The organism is Luteimonas sp. KH_071 (assembly GCF_057838005.1).
This window is the reverse complement of the sequence record NZ_CM174458.1, coordinates 2,959,801-2,983,313: the sequence shown is the minus strand read 5'-3', so window position 1 is coordinate 2,983,313 and position 23,513 is coordinate 2,959,801. Positions and strand designations below refer to the sequence as shown.

The window sequence follows — 23,513 nt, the reverse complement described above, 5'->3', positions numbered from 1 at the left end:
CGCGAATCCCCATGCCCATGAGCTACCTCGAAGGCGACCTGCGCGCCCCGGCCGGCGCGCGTTACGCGATCGTCGCCAGCCGCTGGAATCCCAAGATCACCGACGCCCTGATCGCCGGTGCGCGCAAGGCGTTCGCCGATCACGGCGTCGCCGAAAACGCGGTCGACGTGATCCGCGTCCCCGGCGCCTGGGAGATCCCGGTGGTCTGCGCGCGGCTGGCCGCGGCCGGCGCGCACGCCGCGCTGCTGGGTCTGGGCTGCGTGGTGCGCGGCGACACGCGCCATTACGAGCAGGTCGCCGACGGCTGCAGCGACGCCCTGATGCGCGTGGCGCTCGACAGCCGGGTGCCGGTCGCCAATGGCGTGCTCGCGGTCGAGGACTACGTCGACGCCGAGAAGCGCGCCGGCGGCAGCCACGGCAACAAGGGCGAAGAAGCGGCGCTGGTCGCCATCGAAATGAGCAACCTGTTGGACAAGATCGGATGAACCAGACCCGCAAACCCCATGGCGTCGACCCTGTACTGCGTTCGCGCGCGCGCCGTCGCGCGCTGCAGGCCATCTACGCGATGCAGATGTCGGGCACCGAGCCGCGCGAGATCGTCGCCCAGTTCGCACACGAGCAGGCCAAGGAAGTCGCCGATCTCGCGTACTTCGAGGATCTGGTCCACGGCGTCGGAACGCGTTATCGCGAGCTCGATGCGGCGCTGGCGCCGTTCCTCGACCGCACCATCGAAGAGGTCGATCCGATCGAGCGCGCGATGCTGCGCATCGCCGCCTACGAACTGCAGCACCGCGTCGACGTGCCGTACCGCGTCGTCATCGACGAAGCGCTGAAGACGGTCAAGCGTTTCGGCTCCGAACACGGCCACACCTACGTCAACGGCGTGCTCGACAAGGCCGCGGCCGCATGGCGCGCGCCGGAAGTCGGGGCGCTGCGCGGGCGCTGAGCCCGGCACGGCTGCATGGCCGGCGAATTCGACCTGATCGACCGCATCGCTGCGCGCATCGTCACGCGCGACGACGTGGTGCTGGGCATCGGCGACGATGCCGCGCTGCTGCGGCCGCCCGCCGGCATGCAGCTGGTCGTGGCGATGGACACGCTCAACGCCGGCATCCATTTCCCGCACGACACCGCGCCGGCCGACATCGGCTGGAAGGCGCTGGCGGTGAACCTGTCCGACCTCGCGGCAATGGCCGCGGTGCCCGCTTGGTGCACGCTGTCGTTGTCCCTGCCCGAACCCGATGCAGCGTGGGTGGATGCATTTCTCGATGGCTTCGACGCGCTCGCGCGTCAGCACGCGGTGGCGCTGGTCGGCGGCGACACCACGCGCGGGCCACTATCGGTCTGCGTGACGGTGTTCGGTTTCGTTGCGCCGGGCCGCGCGCTGCGGCGTGATGCAGCGCGGGTCGGCGACGAGGTCTGGGTCAGCGGCACGCCCGGCGATGCGGCCGCTGCGCTCGCGCAGTGGTCGGCCGGTGCTGCGCGTGATCATGTGCTCCGCGCGCGGCTCGACCGGCCGACGCCGCGGGTCGCACTCGGTTTGCGACTCTCCGAAGTGGCGCATGCTGCGATCGACATCTCAGACGGCTTGCTGGCCGATCTCGCGCATGTCTGCCGCGCGAGCAACGTGCGTGCGGAGGTCGACGTGGATGCCTTGCCCGTGTCGGATGCACTGCGCACTGCGGTGTCCGATGTTGAGACACGTCGCGCGCTGCAGGCGAGCGGCGGCGACGATTACGAGTTGTGCTTCACCGCGCCGGTCGCGCAACGCGACGCCATTCTTGCGGCTGCGCTGGATGCGCATGTGCCGGTGACCCGGATCGGGCGCATTTTCGGAGGGCAGGGCGTCGTCGCGACGATCACGGACGGGACACCTTGGACGCCGGCGCGCGTCGGCTGGGATCATTTCACCGCTTGAAGCGCTCCGTCGTCGGAGCTCGGTCATACTAGGGTGGCATTCTCGGCTGCTTGTCTGGTCGGTCTGCCGCGCTTTTGCCTCTGCCTCTGCCTTTGTTCTTGCTTCTGGCTTTGGCTTCAAGCTTTTGACTTGAATCGAGCCGTAAAGCGAGCCGAGCATCGCAGGGCGGCGGGGTCGAAGAGCAGCCCATGTCTGAGCGCAGCGAGTTTGGGCTGCGGAACCGTGAAGGTCCCAATGTGCCCCGTCGTCCGAGAAGCGCAGGGGACCGTCGCGGCTGTATCGTGGCGGAACGCGTCCGGCGAAGACGGTTTGACTCACGCCTTCGGCGCTCGCCCTTCGGGCCGGCTTCGCCGTTCGCCAGTGCATCGCACTGTCGTGCTTACTTTTGCCAAGACAAAAGTAAGCCGCGCGACAGCGCGGAAGCCCTGTACTTGATCTTTGCTCCTGCGGTTGATCTTCATCTTCGGCATGAACATCAAAGTCGCAAAGCGACGAGCGAAGAAGCACAAGCAAGTGCAGAGCTTTCGCCCGCTGCGCGTGCGAGTCCCTTTTGGATGGACCCAAAAGGAACCAAAAGGTCCCTTCGCCGGACGCGAGCCGATGCGATGCAGCCGCATCGGTCCCCTCCGCTCCTCGCCTGACGCGGCACGCAGCCCAAACTCGCTGCGCTCAGACATGGGCTGCTCTTCGGCCACGCCAGGCTCCGGTGCTCGGCTCGCTCTACGGCTCGATTCAAGTCAAAGGCTGAAAGCCAAAGCCAAAGCCAAAGCCAAAGCCAAAGCCAAAGCCAAAGCCAAAGCCAAAGCCAAAGCCAAAGCCAAAGCCAAAGCCAAAGCCAAAGCCAAAGCCGAAGAAAGAACCAGGCCAGCAAGTCCACGACGGAACCAAAAAGCGAACACAAAGCGAAATCGCGTCCTGGCAGGACCGATTAGTCGTCCGCCCGAAACGCATCCTCGATCCACCGCAGCGTCGGCGCATCCGCATCGCCGCTCGCTTCCACCACATCGAACCGGCAGGGCAGGTCGCGCAGGCCGCGCTCGCGCATCAGGAACTGCTGCGCCGCCAGCACCAGCCGCCGGCGTTTGCCGGCATCGACCGAAGCCGCGCCGCCGCCGAACGCCGCGGTGCGGCGATGCCGGACCTCGACGAACACGACGACGCGCGACGCGCCGCGCGCGTCGAGCATCACCAGATCGAGTTCGCCGCCGCGGAAACCGACGTTCGCGGCGAGGGGCTGCAGGCCGGCGGCCTGCAGGTGCGCGGCCGCGGCCTGCTCGACGGCAGCGCCATCGCGCCGCCGGTCGTTCAACCGCCGGCGTCCGCCTGCGGCACCACGTGGCCGTTGCGCCACGTCGCCCACGCCGGCTGTCGCATGACATTGCCGTCGCCGGCGATGCGCAGCATGCCGGTCGCGCCGCCGATCGCGGCATCGGGCGTGCGGGCGAGGTGTTCGAGATAGCCGCTCAGCAACCACGCGTCGAAACCGAATGCGAACAGGCGCGCAGCGCCGCCGCGTGCGGTCGGCAGATCGCGCGACACGGTCGTGAGCGGCGGTAGCGAGCGCGCGCTGGCACCGGTCGACCAGCTTTCGGTCGGGAACACGATGCCGTCGAGGATCTGGTCTTCCTCCGCCTTGCCGGTGCCCTGCGAGAGCAGCGAACTGCCGACGCGCGGACGCGTGGCAAGCCCGGCGACCGACAGTTGTGGCGCCAGCACGCGTGCCTGGTTGCCGCGGATCGCGAGATACACCGCATCGACACCGGCGCCGCTGGCGAGCGCGTTCTGCAGCGCCGGCGTCTGGTCGACCGGGGTGTCGCCGATGATCGCGAGCGTGCCGACCACGCTGCCGCCGTTCTGGGCCAGACGCGCGGTCAGCGCATCGACGCTGCGGCGCGCAGCGTCCTCGCCGTTGCTGAGCACCAGCACGTTGCGCGCGTTGCGCTTGAGCAGGTACTGCGCGGCAGCGTCGCCTTCGTCTTCCGGCGCCAGCGAGAACGCGGCGGCATTGTCGGGGGCCTGCATCGAACCGCGATTCAGGGCGATCACCGGTACCTGCGCGGGGCTGCGGAACAGCGCGTCGACTTCCTCGCGGCCCAATGGACCGACGATCTGGTCGGCGCCTTCGGCGATCGCGCGGGTGTAGGCGTCCGCAGTGCCGGTCGCGGTGCCGGCGGTGTCGTAGAACGCGAGTTCGGGCCGTGCGCGGCGTTCGCCGTAGTAACCGGCGAGCAGGCCGTCTCGCACCGGCGCGGCGGCGGTCGCCAGCGATCCGCTCATCGGCAGAAGCACGGCGAGTTTGCGCGGCGGACGATAACCGTCACGTTCGGCGGCGGGCCGGCTGTCGTCGAATGTCCAGCGACCGGGCGCGGCCGGGGCCTCCGACGGCGCGGCAACCGGCCCGGCGCTGCCGGTGGTCTGCACGGTCGCGCAACTGGCGAGCATCGCGGCCAGCGCGGCGCCGGCGAGCAGGCGCAATGCGCGGGGCTGCGCACCGAAGGCGCGCGTCGTGCGCGTGCTGGCGTTCGAAGGCTGGGCCGTTGCTGCCATGTCGCGGTTCCGCTGCGGGATAATGGGCGCATTCTAGCGTTCCTGGTGTGCAGACGATGAGCGACCCTTCCCGCGCCCCCGGCGTCCTGCACGTCGTGGCGACGCCGATCGGCAACCTGGGCGACCTGTCGCCGCGCGCGCAGGCGGTGCTGCGCAGCGTCGATGCGATCTGCGCCGAGGACACCCGGCATACGCGCCAGCTGCTCGGCCATTTCGGCATCGAGCGCCCGTTGATCGCCCTGCACGAACACAACGAAGACGGCCTGGCCGCGCGCCTGGTCGAGCGGCTGCAGGCCGGCGAATCGCTGGCGCTGGTCAGCGACGCCGGCACGCCGCTGGTCAGCGATCCCGGCTTCCGGCTGGTGCGCGCGGCCCGCGTCGCCGGCCTGCGGGTGTCGCCGGCGCCGGGGCCGAGCGCGTTGATCGCTGCGCTCAGCGTTGCCGGTTTGCCGAGCGACCGCTTCGTGTTCGAAGGTTTCCTGCCGGCCAAGGCGGGCGCGCGGCGCGAACGCCTGCAGACGCTCGCCTCCGAACCGCGCACCGTGCTGTTCTACGAGTCCTCGCACCGCATCGAAGAGATGCTGGCCGACGCGGTGCAGGCCTTCGGCGGCGGACGTCCTGCCGTGGTCGCGCGTGAACTCACCAAACTGTTCGAGACCGTGCTCGACGGCCCGCTGGAGACGCTGGCCGCGCGCGTCGCGGGCGAGGCGGACCAGCGCAAGGGCGAGTTCGTGGTGCTGATCGAGGGTGCAGGCGACGACGTCGATGCGCGGCTGGCCGAAGGTCGCCGGGTCTATGCGCTGCTGGCCCGTGAGATGAAGCCGTCGCTGGCCGCGAAGCTCGCCGCCGACATCACCGGGGCGCCGCGCAAGTCGCTCTACGGCGCGCCGTCGGAGCCGTGACCGTGCGTGCCGACCCGGCCGGGCCGGACATCACACCCGGCCTGATCTTCCGGGTGTTCCTGCGCCTGGGCCTGACCTCGTTCGGCGGCCCGGCGGCGCATCTGGCGTTCTTCCGCGATGCCTTCGTGGTGCGCCGGCGCTGGCTGGGAGAAGCCGACTACGCGGAGCTGGTGGCGCTGTGCCAGTGCCTGCCGGGCCCGGCCAGCAGCCAGGTGGGCATGGCGCTGGGCCTGCGCTGGGCCGGACTGCGGGGCGCGCTCGCGGCGTGGTGCGGCTTCACCCTGCCGTCGGCGCTGCTGATGATCGGCTTCGCGCTGGGCCTGCTGCAGTCGGACGCCGGATTGCCGGTGGGCGTGGTGCACGGCCTGAAACTGGTGGCGGTGGCGGTGGTCGCGCAGGCCGTGTGGACGATGGCGCAGGTGTTCTGCCGTCGCCCGGCCGCCGTGGCGGTGGCGCTGTGTGCGGCGGCCGCGTTGCTGCTCTGGCCTTTCGCCGGCATGCAACTGGTGGTGATCGGCGTGGGCGCGGTGTTGGGCGCCGGGTGGTGGCGCATCGACGACAGCCTGCCGAGCACAGACGTCCCGATCTCCGGGGCGCGATGGCCGGCGCGGATCGCGCTGCTGGTGTTCACGGTGCTGCTGCTGGGCCTGCCTCTGCTGGCCCATACGATGCCGGCCTCCAATGGCGCCGTGTTCGCGGCCTTCTATCGCGCCGGCGCGTGGGTCTTCGGCGGCGGCCACGTGGTGCTGCCGCTGCTGGAAACCAGTGTGGTGTCGCCGGGCTGGATGACGGAGACCTCGTTCCTGGCCGGCTACGGGGCTGCGCAAGCGCTGCCGGGCCCGCTGTTCGCGTTCGCCGGCTTCCTCGGCGCGGGCATGCAGGCAGGGCCGGGCGGTTGGGCAGGTGGTTTGCTGGCGCTGGTGGCGGTGTTCCTGCCCGGAATGTTGCTGGTCGTCGGTGTGCAGCCGGCCTGGCAGCGGATCCGCCGCTGGCACCGCATGCGCGCCGCGCTGGCGGGTATCAATGCAGCGGTGGTCGGACTGCTGCTGGCGGCGCTCGTCGATCCGCTGTGGACCAGCGCGGTCTCCGGCTGGCGCGACCTGGGTCTGGTGTGTGTCGCGCTGCTGGCGCTGGTCGGGCTGCGCGTCCCCGTGTGGTTGCTGGTGCCAGCCATGGCGCTGGGCGGGTGGGCGCTGGGCACGATCTGACGGATCGTCTGACCGCGCTGGAGTTTCCGGCGCAATGATCGTGCGGCGCTGCGCAGCGCGACGGCTGCGGCAGGGCGTCCCGTGCGAGAATGCGCACGGCGGAGTCGGCCAGACAGTCGCGTCACCCCGGGTGCTTGCATCCGGCGGTGCCGAGGAAAGTCCGGGCTCCACAGGGCAAGGTGCCAGGTAACGCCTGGGCGGCGCGAGCCGACGGAAAGTGCAACAGAAAGATACCGCCCAAGACTGCTTCGGCAGGACGGCAAGGGTGAAATGGTGCGGTAAGAGCGCACCGCGAGCCTGGTAACAGGCCGGCACGGCAAACCCCACCTGGAGCAAGACCAAATAGGGACCTCATGACGTTGCCCGCGTCGGGTCCGGGTAGGTTGCTCGAGCGTACCGGTGACGGTGCGCCTAGAGGAATGACTGTCCACGACAGAACCCGGCTTATCGGCCGGCTCCGCCACCTCGATATCCGAAGCCTCCAGAGGAATGGAGGCTGCGTCGTCAGCGCTGCCGTCGACGCCGATTCCGCACGACACCGCCGCGCTCCTTCGGCGGGACGACGTGCGCCGGGCCAGTCAAGGCGGGCCGGCCAGCATCTGCGCCAGGCCGTCCGGCCACCCAGACCTGCGCAACCCACACCCGGGAACCCTGAACAGGCGCGGCGTTGCTGCACCGCAGCGGCGCTGATTCCGTGAAGCCTGCGTGAGGGTTCCGTTGGTTGCCAAAATCGGCCAAATCTCAAAATTTGAGACGAAACAGGTGCTTGTGGATAAAGCTTGAACAAGTCTCTGAAGCGTGACGCAAGTCATTGACCAGACAGGTGAAAAGTTCTCGACAAAGCTGTTGACAACCCAAATGACGGGTCCTAAGGTGGCGACACGTGGGGAAACCGGGAATTTCGTGGTTTTCCGAACGCCAAAGCCCGCTACAGACGGGCACTCAACGGGCAGGAACGGACGTGTTGCAGGGCGAGACCGCCATCACCATCGACGAGAAGGGCCGACTGGCGATTCCCACCGCCTATCGGGACTTCGTCGCGCGTGAATGCGACAACCGGCTGGTCCTGACCTACAACCCCTTCGATGCCGGCGGCTTGTACCTCTACCCGTTCAAGGCCTGGGAGACGCTGCGCGACCAGGTCAATGCGCTGCCGCGCACGCTGGCCCGCAACCGCACCCTGCAGCTCAAGCTGGTCGGCGCCGCCACGGTGCTCGAGCCCGACGCCAGCGGCCGTATCGGCATTCCGTCCAGCCAGCGCAACACGGTGGGTATCGACCGCCGCGCGGTGCTGGTGGGCATGGGCGACAAGTTCGAGCTCTGGAGCGAGCAGGCGCACCAGGCGCAGATCCGCCAGACCCTGACCGACGAGGACATGGCCGGCGACGATCTCGAAGGATTGCCGTTGTGACCGCGGGTGGTACGGATGTCATGTCCGGCCACCTCCCGGTGTTGTACGCGCAGGTGCTCGACGGCCTGCACGTGCGCCCGGATGGCCGCTACCTCGATGGCACCTTCGGCCGCGGCGGCCATGCCGCCGGCGTGCTCGCGCAGCTGGGCGCCGATGGCCGCCTGCTGCTGATGGACAAGGATCCCGAAGCGATCGCCGTCGCCGAAGCCCGCTTCGGTGACGACCCGCGCGTGTCGATCTACCGTGGCAGCTTCATCGAGCTCACCGGCTGGCACGAGGTCGCGCAAGCGCCGCTCGACGGCGTGCTGTTCGATCTGGGCGTCTCCTCGCCGCAGCTCGATGTCGCCGAGCGTGGCTTCAGCTTCGGCAAGGACGGTCCGCTCGACATGCGCATGGATCCCGACGCCGACGAAAGCGCCGCCGAGTGGATCGCGCGCGCCGACGAGGCTGCGATCGCCGACGTGCTGTGGACCTACGGCGAAGAGCGCATGAGCCGCCGCATCGCGCGTGCGATCGTCGCGCGTCGTGCCGAAGCGCCGTTCCTGCGGACCGCCGATCTGGCTGCGGTGATCGGCGCCAACGTGCCGCGCGGCAAGTCCAAGCCGGGCCAGAAGGAAACGAATCCCGCGACGCGCTCGTTCCAGGCGATCCGCATCCACATCAACCGCGAGCTGGCCGATCTCGAAACCGGTCTCGATGCCGCGCTCGCGGCGTTGCGCCCGGGCGGCCGTCTCGCGGTGATCAGCTTCCACTCGCTGGAAGACCGTATCGTCAAGCGCTTCATCGCCGGCCACGCCAAGGCGCCGGCCGGCAATCGCCGTCTGCCCGAAGCCGCGCCGTTCGTGCCGCGCCTGCGCATCGTCGCCGACGCGACCAAGGCCGACGATGCCGAGCTGCGCGCCAATCCGCGCGCCCGCAGCGCGGTGCTGCGCGTGGCCGAGAAGCTCGACCTGGAGGCGGCCGCATGAAGCTGCGCCATCTCGTCGTCGCGATCCTGCTGGCCGCCAACGTGATCACCGCGATCGGCGTGGTGCACGCGCGCCACGACTATCGCCAGCTCTACATCGACCTGACCCGTCTGGAGCGTGCGCGCGACGAACTCAACATCGACTTCGGCCGTCTGCAGCTCGAGCAGGCGACCTGGGCGATGAGCAACCGCGTCGACCAGGTCGCGCGCGAGCGTCTGGGCATGCGCTTCCCCGAGACGGCCGAGATCGTCGTGGTGCGGCCATGAACTTCCGCAGGTTCATCAAGGCCGGCGACGGCCACGCCAAGAAGCCGCGCAAGCGCGCGCAGTTCGATCTGCGCCTGCGCCTGATGCTGGTCGGCGGTGCGCTGGGCCTGGGCGCGGTGGCGCTGGTCGGCCGCGCGGTGGACCTGCAGCTCATCGACAACGCCTTCTACCAGCAGAAGGCCGACGCGCGTTTCCGCCGCGAAGTGCCGATTCCGGCCTCGCGCGGCATGATCACCGACCGCAACGGCGAGCCGCTGGCGATCTCCTCGCCGGTCGAATCGCTGTGGGCGAATCCGCAGGAACTGAGCAAGCATCCCGACCGCCTGCCCGAGCTGGCCCAGGCCACCGGTCTGCCGCTCGAAGAACTGTCGCGCGCGGTGTCGCAGCGCGCCGACAAGGAATTCATGTACATCCCGCGCCACCGCCGGATCAGCCCGGTGGCGGCCAAGCGCGTGCTGGATCTCGGCGTGCCGGGTGTGTTCTCGCAGCGCGAGTACCGCCGGTTCTATCCGCAGGGCGAAGCGGTCTCGCACGTGCTGGGTTTCACCAACATCGACGACAACGGTCAGGAAGGCGTGGAACTCGCGTTCGACGAATGGCTGGCCGGCGTGCCGGGCGCGCAGAACGTGATCCGCGATCGCCACGGCCGCATCGTCGAGCACGTGAGCCTGGTGCGCGCCGCCGAGCCGGGCAAGGATCTGGTGCTGAGCATCGATCGCCGCATCCAGTTCCTCGCGCATCGCGAACTGCGCCGCGCGCTGGAAGAAACCGGTGCGAGCGCAGGCTCGATCGTCGTGCTGGACGTGGCGACCGGCGAGGTGCTGGCGATGGCCAACCTGCCAACCTACAACAACAACCGTGTCACCGGCGAGAACCGCGACGCGCACCGCAACCGCGCGCTGACCGATCTGCTCGAGCCCGGCTCGACAATGAAGCCGATCACCGTGGCGGCGGCGCTGGAGAAGGGCGTGATCTCGCCGGCCAGCACGTTCAACACCAGCCCCGGCTGGATCCCGAACGGCCGTTTCCGCACCAGCGATTTCCGCAACTACGGTGTGCTCGACACGACCGGCATCATCACCAAGAGCTCGAACGTCGGCTCGGCGATGATCGTGCACAAGCTCGAGAACCAGTATTTCTACGACTTCGTGCGCAGCTTCGGCTACGGCCAGAGCACCGGCAGCGGTTTCCCGGGCGAGGCCGCGGGCCTGTTCCCGGATCCGTCGCGCTGGAGCGGAACGAGCAAGCAGGGCATGTCCTACGGCTACGGTCTGTCGGTCACGCCGATGCAGATCGCGCATGCCTACGCGACGCTCGGCAATCACGGCCGTTCGATCACGCCGACCTTCGTCAAGGGTCACGTCGGCGAATCGCGCCAGGTGGTCTCGGCCGCGGTCGCCGACGAAGTCGTGCGGATGATGCAGACCGTCACCGAGCCCGGCGGTACCGGCACGCGCGCGGCGATCCTCGGCTATCACGTCGCCGGCAAGTCCGGCACCGCGCGCAAGGCCAGCGGCGGCGGTTACGCACGTCGTTATCTCGCGTTCTTCGCCGGCCTGGTGCCGGTCGAGAATCCGCGCTTCGCGATGGCCGTGGTCATCGACGATCCGGACACCTCCAAGGGCGGCTCGACCTACGGCGGCGGCTACGTGTCGGCGCCGGTGTTCCAGCGCGTGATGGACGGCGCGCTGCGCCTGATGGACGTGCCGCCCGACGACATCGACACCTGGCTGGCCGCGCAGGCCACGGCCGATGCCAAGCGTGCGCGCGAGCAGGGCCGTGCCGTCCCCGCGACGCCTGCGGCCGCGCCCGCTGCGCCTGTGGTGTCCGCGGTGCAGCCCACGCCGGTCGCCGCGACGCATGTCGCCGGAGGCCAGCGATGAGCCGCGCGATGGCGCTCAACGTACTGCTGTCCGACGTGGCCGCGGTGCCGGCCGACACGGTGATCACCGGTCTGGTGCAGGACAGCCGCGCGATCCGTCCGGGCGACGCCTTCGTCGCGATCGGCGGCTTCGGCACGCACGGCCTGCACTTCACCGACATCGCGCGCGCCGCCGGCGCCAGCGCGATCCTGTTCGAACCACCGGTGCCGCCGGAGATTCCGTCGCTGCCGGCCGATGCGATCGCCGTTGCCGGCCTGCGTGCGCGCATGGGCATCATGGCCGACACGTTCCACGGCCAGCCCTCGCACGCGATGACGATGGTCGGCGTGACCGGCACCAGCGGCAAGACCTCGACCGTGCAGCTGCTCGCCCAGGCCTTCGAGGCCATTGGCACCCGCGCCGGCACCATCGGCACGCTCGGCGCCGGCCTGCATGGCGCGGTCGAGCCAACCGGCTTCACCACGCCGCTGGTGCTGCAGACGCATGCGCTGCTCGCGCAGCTGCGCGATGGCGGCGCGCAGGCGGTGGCGATGGAAGTCAGCTCGCACGCGCTCGACCAGGGCCGCGTCGACGCCGTGCATTACGACGTCGCGGTGTTCACCAATCTCACCCGCGACCATCTCGACTATCACGGCGACATGGCCGGCTACGGCGCGGCGAAGGCCAAGCTCTTCGTGCGCGACGGCTTGAAGGCTGCGGTCATCAACATCGACGATGCCTTCGGCGCAACGCTGCCCGCGCAGCTCGCCGACAGCGTTCGCGCGATCACCACCAGCGCCGCCGGCAGTACCGCTGCCGACATCGCCGCGCACGACATCGCGCTCGACGATCGCGGCATCGCGTTCACGCTGCGCGTCGACGGCCAGTCGCTGCCGGTGCGCGCGGCGCTGCTGGGCCGCTTCAACGTCGACAACCTGCTGGTCGTCGCCGGCGTGCTGCGCGCGCTGGACTACGCGCCTGCGGACATCGTGCGCGTGCTCGCCGGTCTGCAGCCGATCGCCGGCCGCATGAACCGCCTCGGTGGCGGCGACACGCAGCCGCTGGTGGTCGTCGACTATTCGCACAAGCCCGATCCGCTGCAGCAGGCGCTGCAGTCGCTGCGCGGTCACCTGCGCGGCGAACTGGTCTGCGTGTTCGGCTGTGGCGGCGAGCGCGACACCGGCAAGCGTCCGCAGATGGCGGCGATCGCCGAAGCGCATGCCGACCGGGTCATCGTCACCGACGACAACCCCCGCGGCGAGAACGGCGACGCGATCATCGCCGACATCATGGCCGGCTTCGCCAGGCCCGACGCCGTCACCATCGAGCGCGACCGTCGCCGTGCGATCGAACGCGCGATCGGCGAGTCGAAGCCGGGCGACATCGTGCTGATCGCCGGCAAGGGCCACGAGCCCTACCAGGAGATCGACGGCGTGCAGCATGCGTTCGACGACCGCGTCGTCGCCCAGGCCGCGCTGGATGCACGTCATGCGGAGGGCGCGCGATGAACCCGCTGTCCCTCGCCCGCATCGCCCAGCTGGTCAACGGTCGCCTGCACGGCGTCAACAGTGATTTTCCGATCGATGCCGTGGCCACCGACACCCGCAAGCTCGACGCAGCCGAAGTCCACGCACTGCTGTTCGTCGCGCTGAAGGGCGAAAACTTCGACGGGCACGACCATGTCGCCGATGCCGCTGCTCGCGGCGCGCGTGCGGCGCTGGTCGCGCGTCCGCTCGACATCGCCCTGCCGCAGATCGTCGTCGCCGATCCGCAGCGCGCACTCGGCGCGCTGGCGACCGCGGTGCAGCGTGCACGCGCCGCAACGGTCGTGGCGATCACCGGCAGCAACGGCAAGACCAGCGTCAAGCAGCTGGTTGCGGCGATCCTGTCGCGCCATGCGCCTACCAGTTTCAACCCCGGCAACTTCAACAACGAGATCGGCCTGCCGCTGGCTGTGCTCGATGCGCCGGAAGACGCAGTCTTCGCGGTCTACGAAATGGGCGCCGGCAAGCCGGGCGACATCGCGTACCTGACCGCGATCGCGCAGCCGCGCATCGCCCTGGTCAACAACATCGCGCCGGCGCACATGGAACGCATGGGCAGCCTGCTCGGCATCGCCGACACCAAGGCCGCGATCTACGACGCGCTGCCGGCCGACGGCACCGCGATCATCAATGCCGACGATGCGTTCGCACCGTATTTCGCGGAGCGTGCCCACGGCCGTCGCCTTTTGCGTTTCGGCATCGAGGCTACGGCCGACGTGTCCGCGCGCGACGTGCGGCTCGACGATATCGGCGCGCACTTCCGCCTGGTCACGCCTGCGGGCGAGGCCGACGTCGCGCTGCCGTTGCCCGGCCGCCACAACGTGCGCAACGCGCTCGCCGCGACGGCCATCGCGCTCGCCGCCGGCGTGCCGTTGGCGACCATCGTCGTCGCGCTCGGCAGCGCCGAGGCCGTCGCGGGTCGTCTGGTCCGCTACACGGTGGCCGAAGGCGCGGTGCTGATCGACGACAGCTACAACGCCAATCCCGGCTCGCTCAACGCCGCCATCGACACGCTCGCCGCCGGCGGTGGTGACCGCTGGCTGGTACTGGGCGACATGCGCGAACTCGGTACCGACGGCACGGCGATGCACGCCCAGGCCGGCGTGCGCGCGAAGTCGGCCGGCATCGCGCGGCTGTATGCGCTGGGCGCACTGAGTGCGGCCGCGGCCGATGCCTTCGGCGACGGTGCGCGCCGATTCGATACCCACGAAGCGCTGATCGAAGCGCTGCGGGCCGACCTGCACGCCGATGCGCGCGTGCTGGTCAAGGGCTCGCGCGGCAGTGCGATGGACCGTGTGGTCACCGCGCTGCGCACCACTGAAGGAACCGGACATGCTGCTTGAACTCGCCCGCTGGCTGCAGGGTCTGGAAGACTTCTTCAAGCTGTTCGAGTACCTCACGTTCCGCGGCATCCTCGCGGCGCTGACCTCGCTGCTGCTGTCGCTGTGGCTGGGTCCGGCGGTGATCCGCAAGCTCGCCCAGTTCAAGGGTGGCCAGCCGATCCGCCAGGACGGCCCGCAGACGCATTTCTCCAAGGCCGGCACGCCGACCATGGGCGGCGCGCTGATCCTGCTGACGATCTTCCTGTCGGTGCTGATGTGGGGCGACCTGCGCAACAGGTACGTGTGGGTCGTGATGGGGGTGATGGTCGCCTTCGGTGCGATCGGCTGGTACGACGACTGGATCAAGATCGTCAAGCGCGACCCCAATGGTCTGAAGTCCCGCTGGAAATATCTGCTGCAGTCGATCTTCGGCCTCGCCGCCGGTCTGTACCTCTACCTCTATGCCGACGTGGCTGCAGCGACGACGTTCTACGTCCCGCTGTTCAAGTCGATCGCATTGCCGCTGGCCGGCATCAGCTTCGTCGCGATCGCCTACTTCTGGATCGTCGGCTTCTCGAACGCGGTGAACCTCACCGACGGCCTCGACGGTCTGGCGATCATGCCGACTGTGCTGGTCGCCTGCGGCCTCGGCGTGTTCGCGTATGCCTCGGGCAACGCGGTGTTCTCGAACTATCTGCAGATTCCGCAGGTGCCGGGCGCGGGCGAGCTGGTGATCATCTGCGCGGCGATCGCCGGGGCCGGGCTCGGGTTCCTGTGGTTCAACACCTATCCGGCCATGGTGTTCATGGGCGACATCGGTGCGCTGGCGCTCGGCGCCGTGCTCGGCACGATGGCGGTGATCGTGCGCCAGGAACTGGTGCTGGTGATCATGGGCGGCATCTTCGTCATCGAAACGCTGTCGGTGATGATCCAGGTCGCCAGCTTCAAGTTGACCGGCAAGCGCGTGTTCCGCATGGCGCCGATCCACCACCACTTCGAACTCAAGGGCTGGCCCGAACCGCGCGTGATCGTGCGGTTCTGGATCATCTCGGTGATCCTGGTGCTGATCGGTCTCGCCACGTTGAAGGTGCGCTGATGGCCCGCACCTACGACCAGATGCCCCACGACGGCGCCGGCGCCCGCCAGGCGACGCGGATCGACGACATCGTCGGTCGCTTCGATCCGTGGCTGGTCGGCATCATCGTGTCGATCGCGACGCTCGGCGTGATCATGGTCGCGTCGAGCTCGATCGCGATCGGCGAAGACATGCGCGTCGGCCGCTATTACTTCCTCACGCGTCACCTGATGTTCCTCGCGCTCGGTCTGGGCCTCGCACTGGCCGTGATGCGCACCGAACTCAAGACGATCGAGAAGTACGACCGTTTCGTGCTCCTGGCCTGTTTCGGTTTGTTGTTACTGGTCTTCGTCCCGGGGCTCGGCCGCTCGGTCAACGGTGCGCACCGCTGGATCTGGCTGGGCGTGTCGAACTTCCAGGTCGTCGAGGCGGTCAAGGTCATCTACATCGTGTGGCTGGCGAGCTACCTCGTGCGCTTCCGCGACGAGGTCAACGCGACCTGGCCGGCGATGCTCAAGCCGCTTGGTGTCGCCGTGGCACTGGTCGCGCTGCTGCTGCTGCAGCCCGACTTCGGCCACGCGTCGCTGATCCTCGCGGTGACAGCCGGCATGCTGGTGCTCGGCGGCGTGCACATGCCGCGCATGGCCGCGCCGGTGATCATCGGCCTGCCGATCTTCGCCTTCATCGCGATCCTCGAGCCCTATCGCGTGCGTCGCCTGACCTCGTTCCTCGATCCCTGGGCCGACCAGCTCGGCGCCGGCTACCAGCTCAGCAATGCGTTGATGGCGGTGGGCCGCGGCGAGTTCGCCGGTGTGGGTCTGGGTGCGTCGGTGCAGAAGCTCTCGTACCTGCCCGAGGCGCACACCGACTTCATCTTCTCGGTGCTGGCCGAGGAACTCGGCTTCATCGGCGTGTGCCTGGTGATCGGCCTGTTCGTCGCGCTGGTCGGCCGCGCGTTCTGGGTCGGGCTGAAGTGCGTCGAGATGCGCCGCCACTTCGCCGGCTACTGCGCGTTCGGCGTGGCATTGATGATCGGCCTGCAGAGCATGGTCTCGATCGGCGTGAATCTCGGTCTGCTGCCGACCAAGGGCCTCACGCTGCCGCTGGTGTCGTCGGGCGGTTCCAGCGTGATGATGACCTGCGTCGCGATGGGCCTGCTGCTGCGCGTCTCTTACGAACTCGACCGCGCCCAGCGCCAGGTCGCCCGGTTGCGCGGCGATGCCGCGGCGCCGGCGCCGGCCGGCCCGGTGCCGCCCACCACCCAGCCGCCGCTGCCCGTGCAGTCCGGCGCGCCGTCGCGCGGCACCAGCCGCCTGCAGCAGCGTGTCGAGCCGAGCTTCGGCGGCAGGAGCCAAGCATGATCCGTCGTCTCCACCAGACCCGCGGCCTGTCGAAGGAAGACTTCGCCAAGGTGTTCTCGCGCGTGCATTTCGTCGGCATCGGCGGCATCGGCATGAGCGGCATCGCGGAAGTGCTGTGCACGCTCGGCTACAAGGTGTCGGGCTCCGACACCGCCGACAGCGCGACCACGCGCCGCCTGACGCGCCTGGGCGCGACGGTGCATCGCGGCCATGCCGCGGCCAACGTGCTGGGCACCGACTGCGTGGTCGTGTCGAGCGCGATCCGCCACGACAATCCCGAACTGATGGAAGCGCGCGCGCAGCGCATTCCCGTCGTGCCGCGCGCCGAAATGCTCGCCGAGCTGATGCGCTTCCGCCGCAGCATCGCGGTGGCCGGCACGCACGGCAAGACGACGACAACCTCGTTGACCGCGAGCGTGCTCGCCGAAGGTGGCCTCGACCCGACGTTCGTCGTGGGTGGCCAGCTGCTGGCCGCAGGCGCGAATGCGCGCCTGGGCAGCGGCGACTGGCTGGTGGCCGAGGCCGACGAAAGCGACGGCAGCTTCCTTCGCCTGAATCCACTGGTCGCGATCGTCACCAACATCGACGCCGATCACCTGGAAAACTACGGCGGCGATTTCGCCCGTGTGCAGGCCGCGTTCCACGAATTCCTCCACCGCCTGCCGTTCTACGGCCTGGCGGTGCTGTGCATCGACGATGCCGAAGTTGCGCGCCTGGCGTCGGAGACGCCGCGCCACGTGATGACCTACGGTCTGTCCGAAGACGCCGACGTGCGCGCCGAGGACATCGGCCAGGACGGCGCGGCGATGACGTTCACGCTGTGCCTGCCCGAGAACACCCGCGTGCGTGCGCGTCTCGCGCTGCCCGGTCGCCACAACGTGCTCAACGCGCTCGCCGCCGCTGCGGTGGGCTGGCAGCTCGGCGTCGCACCCGAGGCCATCGTCGCCGCGCTCGGCCGCTTCGAGGGCATCGGTCGTCGCTTCAATCTGCTCGGCGAACTGGTCACCCCGACCGGCGCGCGCGTGCAGCTGGTCGACGACTACGGCCATCACCCCAAGGAACTCGCCGCGGTGTTCGAAGCCGCGCGCGGCGGTTGGGGCGATCGCCGTCTGGTCGTGGCGTTCCAGCCGCATCGCTACAGCCGCACCCGCGATCTGTTCGACGATTTCGCCGGCGTGCTGTCGGATGTCGACGCGCTGGTGTTGACCGAGGTGTATCCGGCCGGCGAAGCACCGATCGCCGGCGCGGACGCGAAAGCGCTGGCGCGTGCGATCCGTGCACGTGGCCGCATCGATCCCGTCGTCGTCAACGGCGCCGACGAACTCGCCGGCGTGCTGCCCGACATCCTCCAGGACGGCGATCTGCTGTTGATGATGGGCGCCGGCGATATCGGCGCGGCCGTCCAGCAGCTGGCGCAGTCCGGCTTCCAGACGACGGAGGCCGCGCGATGAGCCTGACGCTGTCGCCGCCGCGTTTCACCGATCCGGCCGTGTTTGGTCGCGTCGCCGTGCTGCTCGGCGGCCCGGGGTCCGAGCGCGAAGTCTCGCTGCAGTCGGGGCAGGGCGTGCTCGACGCGCTGCGCTCGCGCGGCGTCGATGCGCATGCCGTCGATGGCGTGCCCGCGCTCGCGAAGGACATCGTGGCCGGCCGCTTCGATCGGGTCTTCAACATCCTCCATGGCGGCGATGGCGAGAACGGCGTGGTGCAGGGTCTGCTCGAGGCCTTCGCGGTGCCCTATACCGGTTCGCGCGTGCTGGGTTCCGCGTTGACCATGGACAAGATCCGCACCAAGCAGGTGTGGATGAGTCTCGATCTGCCGACGCCGCGCTACCGCCGTCTGCAGCCGGGCGATGACGTGCATGCCGCTGCGCGCGAGATCGGCCTGCCGGTGATCATCAAGCCGTCGAAGGAAGGTTCGAGCGTCGGCATCAGCCGGGTGTTCGAAGACGCCGATCTGGACGCCGCGGTGGCGCTCGCCGCGCGCTATCCCGGCGAACTGCTGATGGAGCAGATGGTCGAGGGCGACGAACTGACCGTTGCAGTGATCGAAGACGTTGAAGGCCCGCTTGCACTGCCGTCGATCCGCATCGTGCCCAAGGGCGCGTGGTACGACTACGACGCCAAGTACGTGTCCGACGATACCCAGTACCTGTGCCCGGGCCTCGACGGCGACGACGAGGCGCGCATCGGTGCGCTCGCCGTCGACGCGTTCGTGGCTGCCGGCTGCAGCGGCTGGGGCCGCGTCGACGTGATGCGCGACCGCCGCACCGGCGCGCTGTTGCTGCTCGAAGTGAACACCGCGCCGGGCATGACCAGCCATTCGCTGGTGCCCAAGGCGGCGGCGAAGATCGGTATCGATTATCCGGCGCTGTGCTGGCGCGTGCTCGAAGCGACCGTTCCGTCGGAGGTGGCGCCGCGATGAACCAGGCGCTCGGCACGATGGCGCGGGTCCTGGCGTGGGCACTGGCGATTGCGCTGGTAGCCCTGCCGGTGGTCGCCGTCGTCAACGGCTGGATCGGTGCCGATCGCTGGCCGCTGCGCGTGCTGCGCCTCAACGACGGCCTGGAGCAGGTCGACACCGCGCGCGTGCGCGCCGCGGTGCTGCCCCATGCGCAGCGCGGGTTCTTCGCCGTCGATCTGGGCGATGCGCAGCGCGACATCGCGCGCGTGCCGTGGGTCGCCGGCGTCGAAGTGCGGAAGAAGTGGCCCGACGTGCTGGAAGTGCGGATCGCCGAACACGTGCCGTTCGCGCACTGGGGCGACGCACGCCTGCTGTCGACGCGTGGCCGGCTGTTCGCCGCAGAGGGTGTCGAGGCGCCTGCGGACATGCCGCGCTTCGAAGGTCCCGAGAACCGCATCGCCGACATCGTCGCGCTCTACAACGAATCCCGCGATCTGTTCGGCGGTTCCGGCGTGCGGGTCGAGCGCGTGGCGCTCGATGCGCGCGGCAGCTGGCAGCTGACGCTCTCGAGCGGCACCGAAGTCCTCGTCGGCAGCCAGGAAGCACGCCTGCGCCTCGCGCGCTTCGCGCGGATGCTGCCGCGCCTGACCACCGGCCGCACCGAGCCGCTCGCACGCGCCGATCTCCGCTACACCAATGGCTTCGCCCTCGTCTGGGCGCAGCCCGAAGCGGCCGAAGCCGCCGCCGAGGCAGGCGCTGCGGCGCCTGCCGGCACACCCGCCAACCGCGTCGCGGTGGCTCCGATCTCCCACGCACGCATCCAGAAGCACGGCCTCACATGAACCGCAAAGGCGACAAGACGCTCATCGTCGGACTCGACATCGGCACCTCGAAAGTGGTGGCGCTGGTCGGCGAGTACTCGCCGGGCAACCCGATCGAAGTCATCGGCATCGGCAGCCACGAATCGCGCGGGCTCAAGCGCGGCGTGGTCGTGGATATCGAATCGACGGTGCAGTCGATCCAGCGTGCGGTCGAGGAAGCCGAGCTGATGGCCGGCTGCGAGATCCGTTCGGTCTACGCGTCGATCTCCGGCAACCACGTGCAGTGCCGCAACTCGCCCGGCATCGTGCCGATCCGCGACAACGAAGTGACCTGGGCGGATCTCGACCGCGTGCTCGACGCTGCCAAGGCCGTCGCGATCCCGGCCGACCAGAAGATCCTCCACGCGATTCCGCGCGAGTACGTGCTCGACGATTCCCAGGAAGGCATCCGCAATCCGGTCGGCATGACCGGCGTGCGCCTCGAGGTGCACGCGCACCTCGTGGTCTGCGCGCAGTCGGCCGCGGCCAACATCAGCAAGTGCGTGCAGCGCTGCGGCCTGTCGATCGACGATCTGATCCTGTCGTCCCTGGCCTCCAGCACCGCCGTGCTCACGTCCGATGAGCGCGAACTCGGCGTCGTGCTGGTCGACATGGGCGCCGGCACGACCGACCTGGCGGTGTTCGTGCAGGGCGCGATCTGCCATACGGCCAGCCTGCCGATCGCCGGCGACAAGGTCACCGAAGACATCGCGCACATGCTGCGCACGCCGACGCCGGAAGCCGAGCAGATCAAGGTCCGCTACGCCTGCGCGCTCGCGCAGCTGGCGACCAGCGAGGAATCGATCCAGGTGCCGAGCGTCGGCGATCGTCCGCCGCGCCGCCTGCCGCGGCAGTCGCTGGCGCAGGCGGTGCAGGCGCGCTACGAGGAGATCTTCGAGATGGTGCAGGCCGAACTGCGCCGCTCGGGCTTCGAGCAGCACGTGCGCGCCGGCATGGTGCTGACCGGCGGCGCCTCGAAGATGGAAGGCGTGGTCGAGCTCGCCGAGGAAATGCTGCAGATGCCGGTGCGCGTGGGCATCCCGCAGCACGTCACGGGCTTGGGCGAAGTGGTCGGCAATCCGGTGCACGCGAGCGGCGTGGGCCTGCTGCTGATGGGCAGCCAGATCGAACATCCGCGCCGTCCGGTGGTGTCCGGCGGTCGCGCCGGCGGGTGGCTGAAAAAGATGTGGGCGCGGTTCAACGGCGAATTCTGATTCGCGCCAGTGCGGGATGCGGCGGGCAGGGCGACGGCGACAGACGCAAGTGCGGCAGGCAGTACCTAAATCAATAGATGCCGGGAAGGACGTGGATACCACGCCGAACCCGGCCCAAACCCAGAGGACGACGGACATGGCACATTTCGAACTGGTTGAAAAAATGGCTCCCAACGCGGTGATCAAGGTCATCGGCGTGGGCGGCGGCGGCGGCAACGCGGTCGCACACATGGTCAACAACAGCGTCGACGGCGTGGAGTTCATCACCGCCAACACCGATTCGCAGGCGATCAAGAACTGCGGCGCCAAGCTGCAGCTGCAGCTCGGCAGCAGCGTCACCAAGGGTCTGGGCGCGGGCGCCAACCCGGAGGTCGGCCGTCAGGCCGCACTCGAAGATCGCGAGATCATCATGGACGCGCTGCAGGGCGCCGACATGGTGTTCATCACCGCCGGCATGGGCGGCGGCACCGGCACCGGCGCAGCCCCGGTCGTCGCGCAGCTGGCCAAGGAGATGGGCATCCTGACCGTCGCCGTGGTCACCAAGCCGTTCCCGTTCGAAGGCCGCCGCCGCATGCAGGTCGCGCTCAAGGGCATCGAGGAGATGTCCGCGCATTGCGACTCGCTGATCACCATTCCCAACGAAAAGCTGATCACCGTGCTCGGCCGCAACGCCACGATGATCCAGGCCTTCCGCGCCGCCAACGACGTGCTGCTGGGCGCCGTGCAGGGCATCGCCGACCTGATCGTCCGTCCGGGCCTGATCAACGTCGACTTCGCCGACGTGCGCACCGTGATGTCGGAAATGGGCCTGGCGATGATGGGCACCGGCAACGCACGTGGCGACGACCGCGCGCAGGCCGCTGCCGAAGCCGCGATCCAGAATCCGCTGCTCGACGACGTCAACCTGGCCGGCGCCAACGGCATCCTGGTCAACATCACCGCCGGCGCTGACTTCACGATGGCCGAGTTCGACGAAGTCGGCCGCACCGTCGAGAACTTCGCCAGCGAAGACGCGACCATCGTCATCGGCACCGTGCTCGATCCCGACATGCAGGACGAAGTCCGCGTGACCGTGGTCGCCACCGGCCTCAACCGCGCGCCCGCGCGCGCCACCGGCTACAACGGTGACAGCGCCGGCCGCGGCAAGCCGCAGGTGCAGCTGATCAGCAACAACCAGCGTGGCGTCCGCGACGGCACGACCGGCATGCTGATCGAAGACGAGTCCGACGCCGTGGCCCCGTACAGCCCGGGTCACAGCATCGCGGCATCGCTGCGCGGCAACGGTGGTGGCGCGTCGGCGGCATCGCCACTGCGCGGTGCGACCCGCGCCGAGTCGTCGGACGCGCCGAAGGCGGCCGATTTCGGCAGCGACAGCAGCTACCTGGATATTCCGGCGTTTCTGCGCCGCCAGGCCGACTGATCCGCGTTGATCGCGGCAGTCCGTTGCGCGCGCACCGTTGACCGGTGCGCGGCGATGGCATGCCGCTGCATGGCGGATCGTCCTCCCGCCATGCCGTTTTGCCCGGCGTCGCGTTGTCCGCGCGGCGCCTTTGGGTCCACCGGGTTTTTCCGGTGGACCGTTTTCCGGCGCTGTCGTATGGATTTCCGCATGCCTCCAGCGTCTTGAAACACCGCCGCGCTTTCGTTCAGGTTCAGGCGGTGCCGTGATAATCTGCCCCCCGGTTCCGATGACAGTCCCATGACGGACACGCGGATCCTTCCTCCCTGCGGACTCCCCCATGCCCCGCCAGCGCACCATCAAGAACGTGATCCGCGCGACAGGCGTCGGCCTGCACAGCGGCGAGAAAGTGTTCCTGACCCTGCGTCCGGCAGTGCCCGACACCGGCATCGTGTTCCGCCGTGTCGACCTGGACCCCGTGGTCGAGATTCCGGCTGACGGCAACCTCGTCACCGAAACCACACTGTGCACCGGCCTGAGTTGTGGCCCGGCCAATGTGCAGACCGTCGAGCACCTGATGTCCGCGCTTGCGGGCCTGGGCGTCGACAACCTTTATATCGAACTGTCCGCGGCCGAAGTGCCGATCATGGACGGCTCGTCCGGTCCCTTCGTGTTTCTGCTGCAGTCGGCCGGCGTGGTCGAGCAGGACGCACCCAAGCGCTTCATCCGCGTGCTCAAGCCGGTTGAAGTCCGCGAAGGCGACAAGATCGCGCGCTTCGAACCCTACGACGGCTTCAAGCTCGACTTCACCATCGCCTTCGATCACCCGGCCATTCCGGTCGCGCAGTCGCGCGCCGAAGTCGAGTTCTCGACCGAGGCTTATATCCGCGAGGTCAGTCGCGCACGCACCTTCGGTTTCATGCGTGATCTCGAATACATGCGCGAGCGCAACCTCGGCCTCGGCGGCTCGATGGACAACGCGATCGTGCTCGATGAGTTCCGCGTGCTCAACGACGACGGCCTGCGCTACGCCAACGAGTTCGTGCGCCACAAGATCCTCGACGCGGTGGGCGACCTGTATCTCGCCGGACACCCGATTCTCGGCCGCTTCATCGGCTACAAGTCCGGTCACGCGCTCAACAACAAGCTGGTACGCGCATTGCTGGCCGAGGCGGATGCGTGGGAGAAGGTCAGCTTCGACCAGACCGCACCCGCGCCGGTCGCCTACGGCACGCCCGCGATCGCCTGATTGCGG

At 69.0% G+C, this 23,513-nt stretch carries 22 protein-coding genes and 1 other RNA gene; 20 read left to right on the top strand and 3 right to left on the bottom strand.

Annotated elements, in window-relative coordinates; all coding sequences use genetic code 11:
• Positions 1–17: 17 nt before the first annotated feature.
• Genes ribH through thiL form a run of 3 tightly spaced genes read left to right on the top strand, consistent with a single transcriptional unit; the run spans position 18 to position 1,918 of the window.
• Entirely contained in the window at positions 18–485 is a 468-nt protein-coding gene (ribH, locus tag AC3IRM_RS13740) for a 6,7-dimethyl-8-ribityllumazine synthase (RefSeq protein WP_489203639.1), read from the top strand.
• Positions 482–946, top strand: a complete 465-nt coding sequence (gene nusB / locus AC3IRM_RS13735; protein WP_310156278.1) for a transcription antitermination factor NusB — start codon at positions 482–484, stop codon at positions 944–946. The genes ribH and nusB overlap by 4 nt, the downstream gene beginning before the upstream one ends.
• A gap of 15 nt (positions 947–961) precedes the next feature.
• The gene (gene thiL, locus AC3IRM_RS13730) at positions 962–1,918 is read left to right on the top strand and encodes a thiamine-phosphate kinase (protein ID WP_489203638.1); all 957 of its coding nucleotides are present in this window, start codon (positions 962–964) and stop codon (positions 1,916–1,918) included.
• A 737-nt stretch (positions 1,919–2,655) separates the two neighbouring features.
• On the opposite strand, the gene AC3IRM_RS13725 is transcribed toward thiL, so the two are convergent.
• From AC3IRM_RS13725 to AC3IRM_RS13715, 3 genes are read right to left on the bottom strand one after another with little or no spacing between them, the layout of a single operon-like run.
• A complete protein-coding gene (locus tag AC3IRM_RS13725; RefSeq protein WP_489203637.1) occupies positions 2,656–2,817 on the bottom strand; it encodes a hypothetical protein in 162 nt (53 codons plus the stop codon).
• A gap of 29 nt (positions 2,818–2,846) precedes the next feature.
• Positions 2,847–3,227 (bottom strand): YraN family protein, encoded by a 381-nt coding sequence (locus tag AC3IRM_RS13720; RefSeq protein ID WP_489203636.1) that lies wholly within the window; start codon positions 3,225–3,227, stop codon positions 2,847–2,849.
• Complete coding sequence (locus tag AC3IRM_RS13715; protein ID WP_489203635.1) at positions 3,224–4,465, bottom strand: penicillin-binding protein activator; 1,242 nt, start codon at positions 4,463–4,465, stop codon at positions 3,224–3,226. Before AC3IRM_RS13715 ends, AC3IRM_RS13720 begins: the two co-directional genes overlap by 4 nt.
• A 56-nt stretch (positions 4,466–4,521) precedes the next feature.
• Between AC3IRM_RS13715 and rsmI the strand changes: the two genes are divergently transcribed.
• The 17 genes from rsmI to lpxC all read left to right on the top strand — a co-directional run bounded on the left by rsmI (position 4,522) and on the right by lpxC (position 23,507).
• Positions 4,522–5,367, top strand: coding sequence for a 16S rRNA (cytidine(1402)-2'-O)-methyltransferase (gene rsmI, locus AC3IRM_RS13710; RefSeq protein WP_489203634.1), 846 nt, complete (start codon positions 4,522–4,524; stop codon positions 5,365–5,367).
• A 2-nt stretch (positions 5,368–5,369) separates the two neighbouring features.
• The gene (chrA, locus tag AC3IRM_RS13705; RefSeq protein ID WP_489203633.1) at positions 5,370–6,575 is read left to right on the top strand and encodes a chromate efflux transporter; all 1,206 of its coding nucleotides are present in this window, start codon (positions 5,370–5,372) and stop codon (positions 6,573–6,575) included.
• 100 nt (positions 6,576–6,675) lie between these two features.
• An RNA gene (gene rnpB, locus AC3IRM_RS13700) (RNase P RNA component class A) lies at positions 6,676–7,038 on the top strand.
• A 498-nt stretch (positions 7,039–7,536) separates the two neighbouring features.
• Positions 7,537–7,986, top strand: a complete 450-nt coding sequence (mraZ, locus tag AC3IRM_RS13695) for a division/cell wall cluster transcriptional repressor MraZ (RefSeq protein WP_310150322.1) — start codon at positions 7,537–7,539, stop codon at positions 7,984–7,986.
• 20 nt (positions 7,987–8,006) lie between these two features.
• Positions 8,007–8,954 carry a 16S rRNA (cytosine(1402)-N(4))-methyltransferase RsmH gene (gene rsmH / locus AC3IRM_RS13690; protein WP_489203632.1) on the top strand — a complete coding sequence of 316 codons (948 nt, stop codon included), beginning with the start codon at positions 8,007–8,009 and terminating at the stop codon, positions 8,952–8,954.
• Positions 8,951–9,220, top strand: a complete 270-nt coding sequence (ftsL, locus tag AC3IRM_RS13685; RefSeq protein ID WP_425491041.1) for a cell division protein FtsL — start codon at positions 8,951–8,953, stop codon at positions 9,218–9,220. Before rsmH ends, ftsL begins: the two co-directional genes overlap by 4 nt.
• Positions 9,217–11,103, top strand: a complete 1,887-nt coding sequence (locus tag AC3IRM_RS13680; RefSeq protein ID WP_489203630.1) for a peptidoglycan D,D-transpeptidase FtsI family protein — start codon at positions 9,217–9,219, stop codon at positions 11,101–11,103. The genes ftsL and AC3IRM_RS13680 overlap by 4 nt, the downstream gene beginning before the upstream one ends.
• Positions 11,104–11,111: 8 nt before the next feature.
• Positions 11,112–12,590: a UDP-N-acetylmuramoyl-L-alanyl-D-glutamate--2,6-diaminopimelate ligase gene (locus tag AC3IRM_RS13675; protein WP_489205929.1), complete on the top strand. Its 1,479-nt coding sequence runs from the start codon at positions 11,112–11,114 to the stop codon at positions 12,588–12,590.
• Positions 12,587–13,969 (top strand): UDP-N-acetylmuramoyl-tripeptide--D-alanyl-D-alanine ligase, encoded by a 1,383-nt coding sequence (locus AC3IRM_RS13670; protein WP_489203629.1) that lies wholly within the window; start codon positions 12,587–12,589, stop codon positions 13,967–13,969. The genes AC3IRM_RS13675 and AC3IRM_RS13670 overlap by 4 nt, the downstream gene beginning before the upstream one ends.
• Entirely contained in the window at positions 13,959–15,044 is a 1,086-nt protein-coding gene (gene mraY, locus AC3IRM_RS13665) for a phospho-N-acetylmuramoyl-pentapeptide-transferase (protein ID WP_489203627.1), read from the top strand. Before AC3IRM_RS13670 ends, mraY begins: the two co-directional genes overlap by 11 nt.
• Positions 15,044–16,384 (top strand): putative lipid II flippase FtsW, encoded by a 1,341-nt coding sequence (gene ftsW, locus AC3IRM_RS13660; protein ID WP_489203626.1) that lies wholly within the window; start codon positions 15,044–15,046, stop codon positions 16,382–16,384. Before mraY ends, ftsW begins: the two co-directional genes overlap by 1 nt.
• The gene (gene murC / locus AC3IRM_RS13655) at positions 16,381–17,835 is read left to right on the top strand and encodes a UDP-N-acetylmuramate--L-alanine ligase (RefSeq protein ID WP_489203625.1); all 1,455 of its coding nucleotides are present in this window, start codon (positions 16,381–16,383) and stop codon (positions 17,833–17,835) included. The genes ftsW and murC overlap by 4 nt, the downstream gene beginning before the upstream one ends.
• Positions 17,832–18,806, top strand: a complete 975-nt coding sequence (locus AC3IRM_RS13650; protein WP_489203624.1) for a D-alanine--D-alanine ligase — start codon at positions 17,832–17,834, stop codon at positions 18,804–18,806. Before murC ends, AC3IRM_RS13650 begins: the two co-directional genes overlap by 4 nt.
• Positions 18,803–19,627 carry a cell division protein FtsQ/DivIB gene (locus AC3IRM_RS13645; protein WP_489203623.1) on the top strand — a complete coding sequence of 275 codons (825 nt, stop codon included), beginning with the start codon at positions 18,803–18,805 and terminating at the stop codon, positions 19,625–19,627. Before AC3IRM_RS13650 ends, AC3IRM_RS13645 begins: the two co-directional genes overlap by 4 nt.
• The gene (ftsA, locus tag AC3IRM_RS13640) at positions 19,624–20,859 is read left to right on the top strand and encodes a cell division protein FtsA (protein WP_310233257.1); all 1,236 of its coding nucleotides are present in this window, start codon (positions 19,624–19,626) and stop codon (positions 20,857–20,859) included. Before AC3IRM_RS13645 ends, ftsA begins: the two co-directional genes overlap by 4 nt.
• A 136-nt stretch (positions 20,860–20,995) precedes the next feature.
• Entirely contained in the window at positions 20,996–22,279 is a 1,284-nt protein-coding gene (ftsZ, locus tag AC3IRM_RS13635; RefSeq protein WP_465076410.1) for a cell division protein FtsZ, read from the top strand.
• 319 nt (positions 22,280–22,598) lie between these two features.
• The gene (gene lpxC, locus AC3IRM_RS13630; RefSeq protein ID WP_489203622.1) at positions 22,599–23,507 is read left to right on the top strand and encodes a UDP-3-O-acyl-N-acetylglucosamine deacetylase; all 909 of its coding nucleotides are present in this window, start codon (positions 22,599–22,601) and stop codon (positions 23,505–23,507) included.
• Positions 23,508–23,513: the final 6 nt, after the last annotated feature.